The 15001-nt window shown below is 36.8% G+C and carries 16 protein-coding genes; 10 read left to right on the top strand and 6 right to left on the bottom strand.

Translation table 11 applies throughout. From position 1 onward, the window contains the following. Window positions 1–67: 67 nt before the first annotated feature. On the bottom strand, window positions 68–829 hold the full coding sequence (kduD, locus tag H592_RS0107395; protein WP_028868211.1) for a 2-dehydro-3-deoxy-D-gluconate 5-dehydrogenase KduD: 762 nt from the start codon (window positions 827–829) through the stop codon (window positions 68–70). A gap of 254 nt (window positions 830–1083) precedes the next feature. Here kduD and kdgR point away from each other — a divergent pair, with 254 nt between their 5' ends. Further along, window positions 1084–1869: a DNA-binding transcriptional regulator KdgR gene (gene kdgR / locus H592_RS0107390; protein WP_028868210.1), complete on the top strand. Its 786-nt coding sequence runs from the start codon at window positions 1084–1086 to the stop codon at window positions 1867–1869. Beyond that, entirely contained in the window at window positions 1866–2198 is a 333-nt protein-coding gene (locus H592_RS23230; protein ID WP_051369070.1) for a hypothetical protein, read from the top strand. Before kdgR ends, H592_RS23230 begins: the two co-directional genes overlap by 4 nt. A gap of 17 nt (window positions 2199–2215) precedes the next feature. Here the strand turns inward: H592_RS23230 and H592_RS0107380 are convergent, their stop codons facing one another. From H592_RS0107380 to H592_RS0107370, 3 genes are all read right to left on the bottom strand, one after another. Next, window positions 2216–3070 carry a universal stress protein gene (locus H592_RS0107380; protein WP_028868209.1) on the bottom strand — a complete coding sequence of 285 codons (855 nt, stop codon included), beginning with the start codon at window positions 3068–3070 and terminating at the stop codon, window positions 2216–2218. 141 nt (window positions 3071–3211) lie between these two features. Next, window positions 3212–3664 carry a hypothetical protein gene (locus H592_RS0107375; protein ID WP_028868208.1) on the bottom strand — a complete coding sequence of 151 codons (453 nt, stop codon included), beginning with the start codon at window positions 3662–3664 and terminating at the stop codon, window positions 3212–3214. Then, entirely contained in the window at window positions 3655–4623 is a 969-nt protein-coding gene (locus H592_RS0107370) for a magnesium transporter CorA family protein (RefSeq protein ID WP_028868207.1), read from the bottom strand. The genes H592_RS0107375 and H592_RS0107370 overlap by 10 nt, the downstream gene beginning before the upstream one ends. A 173-nt stretch (window positions 4624–4796) precedes the next feature. On the opposite strand from H592_RS0107370, the gene H592_RS0107365 reads away from it, so the two are divergent. The 4 genes from H592_RS0107365 to H592_RS0107350 all read left to right on the top strand — a co-directional run bounded on the left by H592_RS0107365 (window position 4797) and on the right by H592_RS0107350 (window position 9358). Next, window positions 4797–5852, top strand: a complete 1056-nt coding sequence (locus H592_RS0107365; RefSeq protein ID WP_028868206.1) for a DUF21 domain-containing protein — start codon at window positions 4797–4799, stop codon at window positions 5850–5852. A gap of 142 nt (window positions 5853–5994) precedes the next feature. After that, window positions 5995–6876: a mechanosensitive ion channel family protein gene (locus tag H592_RS0107360; RefSeq protein ID WP_028868205.1), complete on the top strand. Its 882-nt coding sequence runs from the start codon at window positions 5995–5997 to the stop codon at window positions 6874–6876. Window positions 6877–7097: 221 nt separating this feature from the next. Then, window positions 7098–7958, top strand: coding sequence for a mechanosensitive ion channel family protein (locus tag H592_RS0107355; RefSeq protein ID WP_051369068.1), 861 nt, complete (start codon window positions 7098–7100; stop codon window positions 7956–7958). A gap of 53 nt (window positions 7959–8011) precedes the next feature. Beyond that, complete coding sequence (locus H592_RS0107350) at window positions 8012–9358, top strand: magnesium transporter (protein WP_028868203.1); 1347 nt, start codon at window positions 8012–8014, stop codon at window positions 9356–9358. A 223-nt stretch (window positions 9359–9581) separates the two neighbouring features. Here H592_RS0107350 and H592_RS0107345 read toward each other — a convergent pair whose 3' ends face one another. Next, window positions 9582–10430 carry a LysR family transcriptional regulator gene (locus H592_RS0107345; RefSeq protein ID WP_028868202.1) on the bottom strand — a complete coding sequence of 283 codons (849 nt, stop codon included), beginning with the start codon at window positions 10428–10430 and terminating at the stop codon, window positions 9582–9584. Between the two features lie 238 nt (window positions 10431–10668). On the opposite strand from H592_RS0107345, the gene rimK reads away from it, so the two are divergent. The 4 genes from rimK to H592_RS0107325 all read left to right on the top strand — a co-directional run bounded on the left by rimK (window position 10669) and on the right by H592_RS0107325 (window position 14219). Further along, window positions 10669–11574 (top strand): 30S ribosomal protein S6--L-glutamate ligase, encoded by a 906-nt coding sequence (gene rimK / locus H592_RS0107340; RefSeq protein WP_028868201.1) that lies wholly within the window; start codon window positions 10669–10671, stop codon window positions 11572–11574. A 3-nt stretch (window positions 11575–11577) separates the two neighbouring features. Continuing rightward, window positions 11578–12621 (top strand): succinylglutamate desuccinylase/aspartoacylase family protein, encoded by a 1044-nt coding sequence (locus tag H592_RS0107335; protein ID WP_028868200.1) that lies wholly within the window; start codon window positions 11578–11580, stop codon window positions 12619–12621. Between the two features lie 15 nt (window positions 12622–12636). Continuing rightward, window positions 12637–13077, top strand: coding sequence for an ATP-dependent zinc protease family protein (locus H592_RS0107330; RefSeq protein ID WP_028868199.1), 441 nt, complete (start codon window positions 12637–12639; stop codon window positions 13075–13077). Window positions 13078–13310: 233 nt separating this feature from the next. Then, the gene (locus tag H592_RS0107325) at window positions 13311–14219 is read left to right on the top strand and encodes a GGDEF domain-containing protein (protein WP_028868198.1); all 909 of its coding nucleotides are present in this window, start codon (window positions 13311–13313) and stop codon (window positions 14217–14219) included. Between the two features lie 212 nt (window positions 14220–14431). Here the strand turns inward: H592_RS0107325 and H592_RS0107320 are convergent, their stop codons facing one another. Continuing rightward, a complete protein-coding gene (locus H592_RS0107320; RefSeq protein WP_028868197.1) occupies window positions 14432–14980 on the bottom strand; it encodes a hypothetical protein in 549 nt (182 codons plus the stop codon). Window positions 14981–15001 lie beyond the last annotated feature (21 nt).

Raw genomic sequence — 15001 nt, 5'->3', positions numbered from 1 at the left:
CATAATCAGTGATATAAAAGCTTAAGCTAGCCTCAATAATTGTAAAAAGCGCCCTCTTATACGCGACTCATCGCGCCAACCAACCGCCATCAACGGCAATTGTATAGCCATGAATATAGTTTGCGGCCTCGGAAGCTAAAAAGACACAGGGTCCAGCAACATCTTCAGGTGTTCCCCAACGCTCAGCAGGAATACGCTCAAGGATCGCAGCATTACGTGCTTTATCAGCTCTCAATGCCGTCGTATTATTAGTTGCCATATACCCAGGCGCGATGGCATTAACATTAATTGAAAATTTGGCCCACTCATTAGCCATCGCTTTGGTGATCCCCATTAATGCACTCTTTGATGCAGTATAAGAGGGAACACGTATCCCTCCCTGGAAAGAAAGCATCGAAGCAATATTAATGATCTTTCCTCCTTGCTTCTGCGCAATAAACTGTTTGGCAACGGCTTGAGACATAAAAAATGCAGTCTTAGTATTAACATTCATTACGTCATCCCAGTTTTCTTCTGAGAAATCGAGCGCATCTTCACGACGAATAATGCCAGCGTTATTCACCAAGATATCAATTTTATTAAAGCGTTGTAGTGTTTCTTTAATGATATTTTCAATACCATCTTGTTTAATTAGGTCTGCACGTAGATCAAGAAACTCATAGCCAGCAGCTTCCATTTTTTCCATAGTCTGCACTGGAGCCGAGCGATTCACACCAACCACTTTACAACCTGCTTGCGCCAACCCTAATGCAATAGCCTGCCCTAACCCAGTATTACAACCAGTCACAATCGCCACTTTATTTTGTAAACTAAATGATTCCAAAATCATAATATCTTCCTTAATTACTTTCACCTGAACAAAGAAATAACGCTAAACAGCCACACTTCAATATACACAAAAAAACAACAATCAACAAATATTATTGAAACGACGTTTTATAATTAACATTAAATAGTAAGTAACTTGCTTTCTAACAGAAAATATTACTGTTTTTAAATTTTTAAAAAGGACTTTTAAAAATACTGCACTACACTATCCCACACTATATAATGCATACAAATAGTGCTTAATAAGGATAAAAAATGGATAAACCAACTCAGCCTGAATCAGTCTCATCGGTATTAAAGGTATTTAGTATTTTAAAAGCCCTAGGTGAACAAAAAAATATCGGTGTATCCGAGCTATCACAACGCTTAATGATGTCTAAAGCAACCACCTATCGATTTTTGCAAACCATGAAAACACTCGGTTATGTAGCGCAAGAAGAGGAAGCGGATCGATACGCTTTAACGCTAAAACTGTTTGAATTAGGTGCGAAGTCGCTAGAGTATGTAGATTTAATTGGCTTAGCAGATAAAGAGATGCGGTTCATTTCAGAACAAACGAATGAAGCATTACACTTAGGCGCATTAGATGATGATTCTATTATTTATATTCATAAAATTGATTCTAATTACAGCTTAAGAATGCAATCAAGAATCGGGCGCCGTAACCCTCTGTATAGTACCGCTATTGGTAAAGTATTATTGGCTGAACGTGAACAGGCATTTATTCGCGATACCTTATCTCGCGTTACCTTTATTAAACACACTGAAAAGACATTAGAGAATACGGAGCAACTCATTGCAGAGTTAAGCTTGGTTAAAGAACAGCACTATGCACAAGATAACCAGGAGCAAGAACCGGGATTAAGATGCATTGCCGCACCAATATATGACAGATTTGGTACAGTAATCGCAGGCATTTCAATTTCACTACCTACGATACGTTTTGACGAAAGTCGCCTTAGTTATTATGTTGGCCTATTGCATCAAGCAGGTAAAAATGTGTCATCTCAATTAGGCTTTCAAGATTACCCAAGTCTATGAAAAAATCCTTAAAAGCCGTCTTAATTTCAGCCTTCATCCATCCGGGATTAGGGCATTTTTTATTTAAGCACTACGTAACTGGCAGCATTCTTATGGTGGGTTTTACTGTACCGTTATGGTTACTGATAACAGAAATGTTTACTAAAACAGAACAAATAATAATAAACATTCAACGGGGAGATATCCCCTTAACTATCGACGCGATCAGCGACGCTATTTTAATGAGCTCCGGTGCAAGCATGCAAACTCTTAATATGTACTCTTATGCGCTGCTTACTTTTTGGATTATCGGTATAATGGATATATATCGAGTTTCTTCAAAGAAGTAGGCAATTAAGACGCTTAACTACTTCTTAACCAATAAAATATCACAAGGTAACTTAGTTAATAGCGCGGTTGTCGTACTACCGATCCAGAGTTGCTCTAGTTTATTTCTGGTTACCATTCCCATCACCAAAATATTACTATTATTTTTGGCGATATATGCACTTAATGCGACCTCAGGAACACCTTCCAATAAAATGCATTTACCAGAAGAAACGCGATATTTCTTAGCAAAATCTGCTAACCCATCTCGGTGCATCGCTAATATTTTATGCTTGTATTTCACTAATACTGAGGTCACATAATAGCAATGTGCAACAACCCAGCCTGCTTTTAATAGGCGCGACCAACTCTCAGTTAATGCAATAATATTTTCGTCAATAGTACCTGACCTAGCATGCTCATGTAATGGATCAACAGCAGCCACCAATTTAATAGGGTCACTCCAAGCTTTATGGTTGAGCAATAATACAGGGCAATCGATATCTGTTAATTTTTGAAAGATTGAATGCCGTTTCTCAACCACATTATCTTCAATCACAACGAGGCTATTGGCATTGTTTTTAATGTCAGTACTAAGAACTTTAAGATAATCGGCAGATTGATTAATCACTATCTCTACATTAATGGCATTCATGTCAAAAAATTTAATTAACTGTGCTTTTTTTAACTCTATTTTTGCCATCAGTTCATCGAGTAAAGTGTCTTTTTCAGTGAATAGATGCCAATAACCACGTCCCTTTAATTGCGTACTTGCATCAATGATTATTTTCAGTGTTTTTTGATGCGGCGGAATAAGATGAACCAGCTTATCTAATGAAGTCGTTTGGTAATAAAAGCGACTATCAATAAACCAAATAAATTGTTCTGTAATCATATATAAATTCACATTAATAGAGAGTTGATCGAGTATATACCTGTTATCAATCAAGATGCAAAAATCAACAAGCTGTGAGATAAATAGATTCTAAATAAAGATGACTTGAGTATTACAATGGCACATTAACAGAATACAAAACTAAATAATAAAAGTTAAAACAATGTCGCCGAAACCCCAAGTCAATGTGCCTAAAATAAGTAAAATACCTTCACTGATCCCCGCATTAAATTTAATAGAATGCATCGACTCTTTGATCAAAACGAGATATTTTTCCTCTATATCATCTAGCTCTTCTTGCACATAGTCAGGAGTTGCTTTTAATAATCTTAATTTACGTTTTTTTTGCAATATCTCGAGGCGTTTTCGTATCGATAGCCGGCTTATTAATACCCTTTCTTCGATAATGCCAGAAAAACCAGAAATAATACCTAGTACCACGACGACACTTCCTGAACGCGAAAACCATTCTGTATCAAGTAACTGAATCAAGGAAAAGTAATAGCCTAACCCCAATATGAGTACAGTTAAAACAAATAAAACAACGTGATGACGTCTCGAAATGGGTAATGTAGTCAACAAACCTAGAGCCACCGTTTTTTCTTAAATAAAATAACTAAACTCAATGAAATAAAGCTCATAAAACCGAGTAAATAATAGTAGCCGTGGGTTATTTTTAACTCTGGAATATAGTCAAAATTCATACCATATAATCCCGCTAAAAAGCCTAATGGAATAAAAATAGCGGTGATCACGGTTAATACTCGCATGGTGGCATTTAGCTGGTGAGAAGTAACCGATAAATAACCATTGATCAGATCACTACAAATATCGTAATGCATTTGCGACAAACTCAATAATCGCTCGATACGCTCGTGTACATCGGTTACCGTATGTAGTTCAGCTTGATTGATGATAGGCGTTTCATCTGTCACTAATATTTTCAGCTCACTGCCGATATTACTATGATAATTAAACGTCCGTTTAAGCTTAGTCAAACGAGATCGGTACAGGGTAATTTCCTGCATCATTTTATCATCACCTCCCATCTGAAACTTATCTTCCAAAGACTCTAGTTTTTCTTCAAATTCAAATAGTTTTTGAAGGTAGATACCACAGCTATAATGAAAAATTCTGAGCGCTAAAGTGATCGGGCTTTTTGATAGGTACTTTTCCCCTTCAATACTAAATAGTTTATCAATAGAGATAGATTTTTTAGCATGTGAAGTGATCACAATGTTGGTGCCCACAAACATGCCAATTTGTAAGTGTTCAAAAACTAAATCATCACCAGGATGAAAAATACCGCGATAAAGCATAAATATATAATTATCAAATAATTCAATTTTTGGTGGATGGCGATCACGTTGTACGTCTTTAATGGCTAGAGAATGGCATCCTAACTGCTTCATGAATAAGCGCTCTTTCTCTTGATCATGTGAGTCAAAATCAATCCATAAAGAATCATTTGGATTCTGCTTCCAAATATCGACTAAGGATTCATCTCCATAAATGAATGATTTATCTTCTTTTAACAACATGCACCTGATCATAAGTATTCTCTTTTTATGATTTAAACGATTTTTAATCTTGTTTGTAACTCTCTTTATATAGTGAGCTAGGTTGCGCTTCGTGTCATCTTTTTATTGTTTATCAATAATAAATTCCTTTGTTTAGGTAAAGGTTATAAACTTTATTTCAACTTTATAAACTTATGCGGTGGAATATGTCCTTAGAAATTATCACCTGGGTTGCCATTGCATTATGCATCTCACAATCAGCTATTTTTTCAGGGTTGAATATTGCCTTATTTTCATTAAGCCGATTACAGCTCGAAGTTGAATCAACCAAAGGCAATAAAGAAGCCCAAAAAGTATTAAGGTTACGAAATGATTCTAACTTTTTATTAACCACGATCCTGTGGGGCAATGTAGGAATCAATGTGTTATTAACCTTATTATCTGATTCAGCCCTAGCCGGGATCAGTGCTTTTCTATTTTCAACTATCGCTATCACCATCATTGGCGAGATCACACCACAGGCTTATTTCTCAAGAAATGCACTGAAAATGGGTGCTTTATTAGCACCGGTGATCAAATTTTATCAGCTTTTATTTTATCCCGTAGCTAAACCTACGGCATTGATTTTAGACGCTTGGTTGGGTAAAGAAGGTATCACCTATTTGGCGGAGAGTGAGTTAAGTAGCATTATTCGTAAACATATTGAAGCAGAAGAAACTGACATTAACCATGTAGAAGGTATCGGCGCGTTAAACTTTTTTAAATTAGATAAAATTTCAGTTATCGAAGAAGGTGAAGTGATCGATCCTGACTCTATTATTGCCTTGCCTACCAAGTTAGATTTACCGATTATTCCTGAGATTACATCCGCACCGAATAATGAATTTTTAAGATTAATGAATAAATCAGGTCATCGCTGGATAGTATTAACTAACCCACAGGGAGATCCTTTGGTGGTAGTCGATTCAGATAGTTTCTTACGTGATGTGTTTTTTGAAACAGAAAATTTTGACCCGTATAAACATTGCCATCGCCCAACCATCATTAACGATGAGTCAACCATGTTAAACGATGCCATTATTAAAATGAAAATGAGCGAGTCCGTGGATAAATCTTTTGATGGCGCGATCGAACGAGACGTGTTGCTTATTTGGGGTGAAAACAAGCGCATTATTACTGGAGCAGATATATTTGGTTTGTTGTTAAAAGGCATACAACCGCCCGAGTTACACATTAAAACACCGACTTCAATCAACAGTTAAATCAAGAATAAGGGCAAGTTAGCAATAGCATCAACTGATAGATAGCTATCAACTTATAGATAACCAGCACTTGTCTACTAAAAAATAGATAAAATATACCGCATAACTATGTCCATATTTAAAGTCGCTTAAAGGAACTTTTATGAACTTAACACAAATCAACGAACTCTTATCGTACAAGCTCCTGACCGTCGCCGATCATGCTATTACCCTAGGCAGTATATTACTGATCCCCACCTTATTAATTACAGGGATAATATTCACTCGCTGGATAGCAAAATTGATCACCAAACGTTTAGTATCAAAGAAAACAGATCCTAATATTATCCATTTGCTACTACGCATGTTCTATGTCATTGCGATGGCGATATTACTAATAACAACACTAGATTTGATTAACGTACCGATCACCGCTTTTGCCTTTTTATCCGGTGCAATTGCCATTGGTTTTGGTTTTGGTGCACAAAACATTATCAATAACTTCATCAGTGGCTGGATATTAATGTGGGAACGCCCAATACGTATTGGTGATTTTTTGGAGGTTGAAGAAGCAAAAGGCGTTGTTGAGGAGATCAATACTCGTTCTACACGAATACGTCGAGTAGATGGCGTGCACTTGCTTATCCCTAATAGTAAATTATTGGAGAATACCGTTATTAACTGGACCTTAATTGACACCTTGGTTAGAACATCCGTTACCGTAGGTGTCGCTTATGGGTCACCAGCAAGAAAAGTGGCAGAGCTGATCATGCAAGCCACTAAGGAACAACAGAAAATCGTAATGACACCCGCGCCTGTTGTTACTTTTGAAGACTTCGGAGATAACGCCCTCATGTTTGAAGTTACGTTTTGGTTAGATTCAAGCGCAGAAGGCGGCTTAAGAGTGATGCGCAGCAATATTCGTTTTCGACTAGAAGAGCTGTTTGAAGAACATAATATCGTTGTTGCTTATCCACAAAGAGACCTACATATTGATGGCTCATTAACTCTTAATAGGCAACAAGTATCGACAAAAAAGACATGAAGCACCGATAAATAAAGACCTAACAATTATTCTAAGATCCTTGATCTTTATTATAGTGAACCGATTTAGTGGTCTGTAACTAGTAACAAACTTATCAAAAAACGGCTAGGTATTAAACGTTTAACCACCACTAACGAGTAAGTAGTGGTAGTAATAAAATAGGTTGTTGTTAAACTTCAGCAAATAAAAAATACACCCGATTTAAGCGAGCACCCGTAATTATGTTTGAAAAACTCTTTTCAATTGATTTAACAAGCAGTCCTTTTTTTCAAGCACTAATCAATAGCAATAGTGTATTAACTATTCTACTTATTCTCGTATTAATGGGCAGTAAAGTTTATATCTTAAAATTACTGCAGCAAAAAGGAAAATCTAATAAACGCTTAAAAATGAATATTGTAAATAATGCGATTACGATATTTATTTTTATTGGCATCTTTAATATTTGGGCAGCTGAATTTCATGAATTTGCTATTTCAATTGCCGCTTTTGTGGTTGCGATTGTGATTGCAACGAGAGAGTTTATTCAATGCTTTATTGGCTTTTTATATATTGTATCAAGCCGACCTTTTCGTATCGGAGACTGGATACAAGTAGGCGATAGTTATGGTGAAGTGCATTCCATTGATTGGGCTAAATTAACCTTATTAGAAGTCAATATTGATGCCTATGAGTACACCGGAAAAACCTTGTATGTACCTAATAGCAAATTAATTACATCATCCATTAAAAACTTAAACTTTCTAAAACGCTATGCCATGCATCACTTTACAATCACACGTGATGGCAGTGTTAATCCCTTTATTTTTTTAGAAGAGTTATATGAAAAAGCACATAGTTACTGCTCAGATTTTAACGATGTAGCAATACGCTACAACCAATTAATTGAAAATCGTTTAGATGTTCACATCGCAGGCCCTGAGCCGCATATACAGGTAGCCACGTCAGACATTGGAGATACCCAACTATTATTTACTATTTTCTGTCCCACTGACCGTGCGCTAGAAATCGAACAAAGCTTGACCGCTGACTTTATGAAATTATGGTTTGAGCAACAACAATTAATGCAAAATAAGAAATAAACCCGTTTTTGTAGCGGCATAAAATTCATCGCACCAATAAAAAAGGAGGGTTTATGGTAGTAGAACTATTACCCGATTACATTGAAAAAATTAATAATAGCTTTGAATCAGAGCAGGATATTAGCGAATTAGTTGCAGAAATTGAGCAACAGCTTTCCGATGAACAAATTGCAGTTTTATTAGAGTCATTTCCGGTTAAGCTAAGGATCAGCTTATGGAAAACGTTAACTGACGAAACACAGCAAAATGTGTTTATCGTGATGAAACATGAATCGAGGGAGTTACTACTTGGTACTCTGGAAGATGAAGACTGCTTTCCTCTATTAACAAAGTTGGATGCGGTAGATCTTTTAGAGTTATCTGAAAGTCTAAATGACCGTTTTGTTGATTATGCTGTGACTAACATGACAGCAAAGCAACGCAGCTTATATAAAAAGTCCTGTGATTACTCACTCGATGAAGTGGGTCATTGGCAAAACTTTACTGAGATTCAAATACCACAGCAGTTGAAGCTATCAACGGTAAAAAAAGTATGCAGTAAAAATTTACCAGCTTTTACTGATGTTATTTATATTGTGGATGAGAACGCGGCATTAATTGGTGAGATTGCGTTAAATGCAGTCTTTAAAGCCAATACCGATGAAGAGTTTCACGCTTTAATTAATACCGATGTAGAATTTGTTAGTAGTAATGATGACATCGCTGATGCTTCTGAGATGTTGATTGACTCAGATAAGTCTGCATTACCAGTCATTGATGAGAACCGGTGCTTAACTGGACGCTTAGATTTACCAACCGCGTATCGTTATAAAGAACAAATTATCGAAGCGCAATTAATTCAATCTGCCGGTTTAGTGGAAGAGGAAGATTTATTCGGTAATGTATGGCAAAGCTCCAAAAACCGGGCGGTATGGTTAGGTATTAACTTAGTAACGGCTTTCTTAGCCTCTTGGTTTATTGGTTTATTTGAAGCCACCATTCAACAAGTGGTTGCCTTGGCAGTATTAATGCCAGTAGTTGCTTCAATGGGGGGGATCTCAGGTAGCCAAACCATTACCTTGATCATACGTGGTTTAGCACTTGGACAAATTAACGATGCCAACAAAAAAGATATTATCACTAAAGAACTTAAAGTGGGTGCTATTAACGGAGTGTTATGGGCGATTGTGATTGGTGCGATCACCTTTGTTTGGTTTGATAACCCACTGCTCTCACTGACTATCTTTATTTCTATCTTAGGTAATATTTTAATCGCCTCTTTATCGGGCGTTTGGGTCCCTTGGATTTTAAGTAAATTTAATATCGACCCTGCTTTATCAGGCTCCGTGGTATTAACCACTGTGACCGATATTTTTGGGTTTATTGTGTTCTTAGGGCTTGGCAGTTTGTTACTACTATAGCTAAAGCCTAAGCATCTCTTTTAACCGAGACCTTAACCAGTGACAGCGGTTAGTGTCTCGGATTTTTATCCCGCTCATCATCAAAACCTTAAGCAGACTGTTTATGACCAAACTGTTTATTAGCAAACTGTTTATTACCAGGCTATTTATTACCAGGCTCTTACGTCAATCTTCTCACGGTATGCGCAACGCATAAATAAAATCAATCACCTTAATTGCAGGCTTACTTTCTGATATTAGGAAATAATTTTAAGGCTTGTTCAATCATCTCTCTTTTTTGATTATTAGCTAAATAATTAGCATAAATATCACGGCTGAAGACAGGTGCATTTTCCACTAAAAAGAGTTGGTTATCAGATAAATACTTAAAGGTTATTTGACGAGGTAAATAAGCAGCACCACCCACTTCTAAAATAAAATTCAATGCAATCTTAGGTTGACTCATAAAGTGCTTTGCTTCTGGAGCATCTTGAAATTCGCGTAAGTATTGGGCAGTGATAGACTCGCCATAATCCACCATAATAAAATCATTCAGGGGCGTTGAGTTACGAGCATGTTCAGGATCTGTTGTCACTAAGTGTAAGGGGACAGTGGCCACTTTTTCAGAAATAATTTCTCCCACAAAAGTCGGCTCAAATAGGAAACCGATATCGATAATACGATTTAATAAACTTTTGCGTAATTCCGGCGCACTATAGGTGCTGGTTAACAAGCTAACATCTTCAATATTAAGATGGATTTTTTGCAGCCAATTTTGCAAAACTATATCCCATATTGTACTTTTTGCGCCGACCACTAACTGCATTGAGTGTTGTGCGGTGATCCCTACATCTTGCTTAGTTTTTTGCCACATAAAAATTAACTCGTTGGCATGTTTAATTAAACGATGCCCTTCCGGCGTTAATTTTAAATGCTTTTTGCTACGGTCAAAAAGCAAAACCCCCAAGTCATCTTCCAATAATTTAATACGAGCACTCACTGCCGATTGAGTAATAAACAAGTTTTCTGATGCAATACGAAAATGTAAAGAGCGACTGACTTCTAGAAATGTTTTTAATAACTCTATTTTCATACACTTACCCACTAATCAAAATTTTTAATCAAAGACCCGAAAACAATTAATTTTATTATATAGCGTTTTGTTTATACACTCTACGAACTTAATCTGAGTCCGAATTTAAAGCCACTTTTTAACAGTGAATTTGTTGGTTTGCATATGTAACCCAACCTTGTTTAAACAATTCTAATACTCAGTATCAACATGCTAACCATCTAATGCATTAATGGCATTAAATACAGGAATAACACTTATGAAAATTGCAATTTTATCTAGAAACCCAAAATTATATTCTACTCGTCGCTTAAAAGAAGCTGGCGAAGCGCAAGGCCATGAAGTGGATATTATCGATACATTACATTGTTATATGGATATCACCAGTAGCCGCCCTACTGTTCGTTATCACGGTAAAGAACTACCTCATTATGATGCGATTATTCCGCGTATTGGTGCTTCTGTTACATTTTACGGTACTGCTGTTGCACGCCAATTCGAAATGATGGGCACCTATAATGTCAATGAATCAGTAGCAATAAGTCGCTCACGTGACAAATTACGTTCAATGCAATTATTGTCTAGAAAAGGCATTGGTATGCCACGTACTGGTTTTGCTAACAAACCAGATAACATCAAAGATTTAATTAAAAATGTAGGTGGCGCTCCGGTTGTTATTAAATTGCTTGAAGGTACGCAAGGCATTGGCGTGGTACTAGCTGATACCGCTAAAGCAGCAGAAAGCATTATCGAAGCATTCATGGGTCTTCAAGCTAATATTTTGGTACAAGAGTTCATCAAAGAAGCTGGTGGTGCTGATATTCGTTGTTTAGTAATTGGCGGTAAAGTGGTTGCAGCAATGAAGCGTCAAGGTGCAGAAGGCGAGTTCCGCTCTAACTTACACCGTGGTGGTTCTGCTGTGGTGGTAAAACTGACCAAAGAAGAGCGTGAGACAGCGATTAATGCGGCAAAAATCATGGGCTTAAATTTCTGTGGTGTAGACTTATTACGCTCAGAAAGTGGCCCAATGGTAATGGAAGTAAACTCATCACCAGGCTTAGAAGGTATTGAGAAAGCGACTGGGAAAAACATCGCAGGCATGGTCTTCGATTTTATTGAAAAGAAACCAAAAGCGGTGACCAATAAAACGCGTGGTAAAGGATAGAGCATGAAAAAATTACGCATAGGCGATTTTGATATTTTACCAGGTACACAATGTAAAATTGAACTGCCGGTAGCGAAACTTTATACCGATGCAGATGTTTCATTACCTGTACAAATTATTCGTGGCGCAAAAGATGGTCCAACTATTTTTATTAGTGCTGCTGTACATGGCGATGAGTTAAATGGCATTGAAATCATTAGGCGCTTAATTAACAAACCTAATTTTAAAATTATTCGCGGTACCGTGATCGCGGTACCTATGGTTAATGTTTATGGTGTAGTAAATCAAAGTCGCTATATGCCGGATAGACGTGATTTAAATCGATGCTTCCCAGGGTCGTCAAAGGGATCCTTAGCTGCACGTGTAGCGCATATTTTTTTAACACAGATTGTAAAACATTGTGACTATGGCATTGATTTGCATACGGGAGCGATTCATCGTTCCAACTTACCGCAAATCCGTGGTGATATGACCGACCCAGAGACCAAAGAATTAGCACAAGTTTTTGCTGTGCCAGTTATTTTACACTCTAATGTGCTGGATGGTTCTTTACGCGAGTCTGCCGTCGAAAATGGTACCAAAGTACTATTGTATGAAGCAGGCGAAGCATTACGTTTTGATGACTTCTCTATTCATGCTGGTATCAAAGGGATAGAGAATGTATTACGCCACCTTAAGATGATGCGTAAAACAACCTCTAAGCGTAAATTAAATGAACCCTATATTGCTAATAGCAGTGGTTGGTTACGCGCTAACGCCAGTGGCGTTGTAAAGCACTTAGTAGAACTTGGAGACCGAGTAACTGCAGGCGATAAACTCGCAGAGATTGGTAGCCCTTATGGTGAGATTTTAGGTGTTGTTAAAGCCATTCGCTCTGGTATTTTGATCGGCCAACAAAATATACCGTTGGTACAAGAAGGTGAAGCAATGTTCCATATTGCATATTTTAAAGAAGATGATGAAGCGGTGCAGGAACACATTGAGTCAGTACAAGATTTTCTGCGTCCTGAAGATGATATGAATACTCATAGTGCAGTAAGAGCGTAATAAGAGGTCGATAACATGGTATCAAAAGAAAAAACAATTATTGGTCGTTTAGAGTCAATTGCATTACCTGAATTAGGCATTGATGATATGCAGGTACGGGTCGATACTGGCGCGAAAACATCGTCACTGCATGTAGATAATATTGTTAAATATATGCAAAACGGTAAACCTTGGGTAAAATTTGATATTCACCCAGATATTCATAACGTAGAGAAATTAATTTCATGTAAAGCAGTGATCAGTGATATTCGTAAAATAAAATCATCAAATGGCACTGCAGAACAACGTTATGTTATCGAGACGCCAATGACATTAGGCAAAGAAACTTGGCCAATAGAAATTACCTTAACAGATCGTACTGATATGAACTATCTAATGCTTTTTGGGCGTGAAGCAATTGGTAAACGCTTATTAGTTGACCCTTCTAAGGTGTTTTTAGCTACACCAAAAAGCTGATTTCAATATTAAATTAAGTGGGTTTTGTGTCAATATTTGATGCAAAGCCTCCTTCTCTCACTAGCGCTTACTGAAAATGCAAAACTGGTCCTGTTAAACAATCTTGATTACGGATAATCTATTTAAGGTCGGGACAATAGAAACATCTCCTCCATCTAAACCGACAGTTAAACTTTCAGCTCATCCTGCAGCTAGCTTGATTGGTTATTTTAAACATAGTTAAAGAGATATTTATGATAGAGCAACGCTTACATTTAATGATTATCTGTGAAGATGAATATTTTTTTAATTGGATAGCATCGACAATTAAAGTCTCAGATATGATGGTCAACGCAATAACGCGAGTGAACATAGACAAGCTATCCGAGATCTGCATATTACCCAGTTGCGACCAACTACTCATTATACAAGAGACACTTTATTTACAAAACGTCAAAAAAATTAACAGTAATTACGCTTCGATGGGACATGAGTTTCCATTATTGTTGGTAACAGATAGCTATGCTGATAATAATGATCGCAAAGATGCATTCACGATCATTGATACGATTGTCAAAGAGAGTTTATCTATTTACTCGTTACGGCACGCTATTCGATCTTTATTAAAAGACTACAAATTAACTAAACGATTACAACGCCTTGCTCATTATGATGCATTAACTGGGGCAGCCAATCGCTATTTATTTGATGACCGCATGAATGAAACGCTCAAAAAGTCGAAGCGTAATAAAGAATCGTTTTCCTTGTTATACTTTGATCTTAATGGTTTTAAAGTGGTTAATGATACCTATGGGCATCAAGTTGGGGATTTATTTCTTAAGCATTTTGTCTTGCGACTTAACCAAGTAAAAAGAGAAACAGATACCTTAGCCAGATTAGGGGGAGACGAGTTTTGTATGCTGCTACCTAATACTAATGAAAAAAATCTAGCTAAGTTTATTGTCAGAATCATTGATTCTTTTTCAACGCCTTTTTTAGATTTCAATATTCAATTACCAATAAAATCAGCAATCGGCGGTGTCACGATCAGAGACCAAAATGAGAGTATGCTTAGCCCGCAAGAAATTGTGAAGATTGCAGATAAATGCGTTTACGAAGCCAAACAATCAAAAGAAACACATTCAGTGGTAAAAGTCATTTAATAGCCATTTTAATCAATATGGATCTATTTTAGCCGCTCCCGCCGGCATCTTTGCATGATTCATTTGCTAAAAAAGTAATCCTTTCCCCCCTTTAATTGACGTAAACAGGCTCTCTTTCTAATCAAAATCCAAATCATACGCTTACTATCAAGATAAATGTAAGCGCTAATGCCATGGATATAAAGTCACTTGATGGTCGCTTATGCAGCTGACTATTTTTTACAATTTTGACGAAACTGCTTATGACCTTTTTTAGTTTGTGCTTGGATTTTATTTAAAATTGCTTTGATTTCAGTTTCGTCTTTTGTTGCATTTAGTGCTTTAAATAAGCTATTTAACTGCTTTATTTCTATTGCGTACTTTTTCTTTTGATTATGTTGCTTTTGATTATCTTGCTCAATGCTCATGCCTTGCATATTCGACATAGCAGACATGTCCATCTTGCCATGCTCCATCTCTTTCATTTCACCTTTGTCTGAATCAACATGCTGCATTTTAGTGATCATAACAGGTGTATATTGGCTCGCCCTGTCGCTTAACATTAATAGCTCATTCAAGTGCTTTTGCATTTTTTTAGCGTCATCAGCTTTAAACCCTTTTACATAAGCTCTCAGTTCACTCTTCATGTACTTCATTGTGTCACCAAGCTCAGTATCTTTGATTTCACAATGCTCTGCATGTGCAAAGGCTTGGCTCATTGGTAATGAGAATAATAATGTACCAGCCAATATGAATGTTAATTTGGTTTTTTTAATTGTCATTTTTATAGCCATCGTTGTTAT

The sequence above is a fragment of the Psychromonas arctica DSM 14288 genome (genome assembly GCF_000482725.1).
GTDB lineage: Bacteria > Pseudomonadota > Gammaproteobacteria > Enterobacterales > Psychromonadaceae > Psychromonas > Psychromonas arctica.
This window is presented reverse-complemented; position numbering and strand designations above follow the sequence as displayed.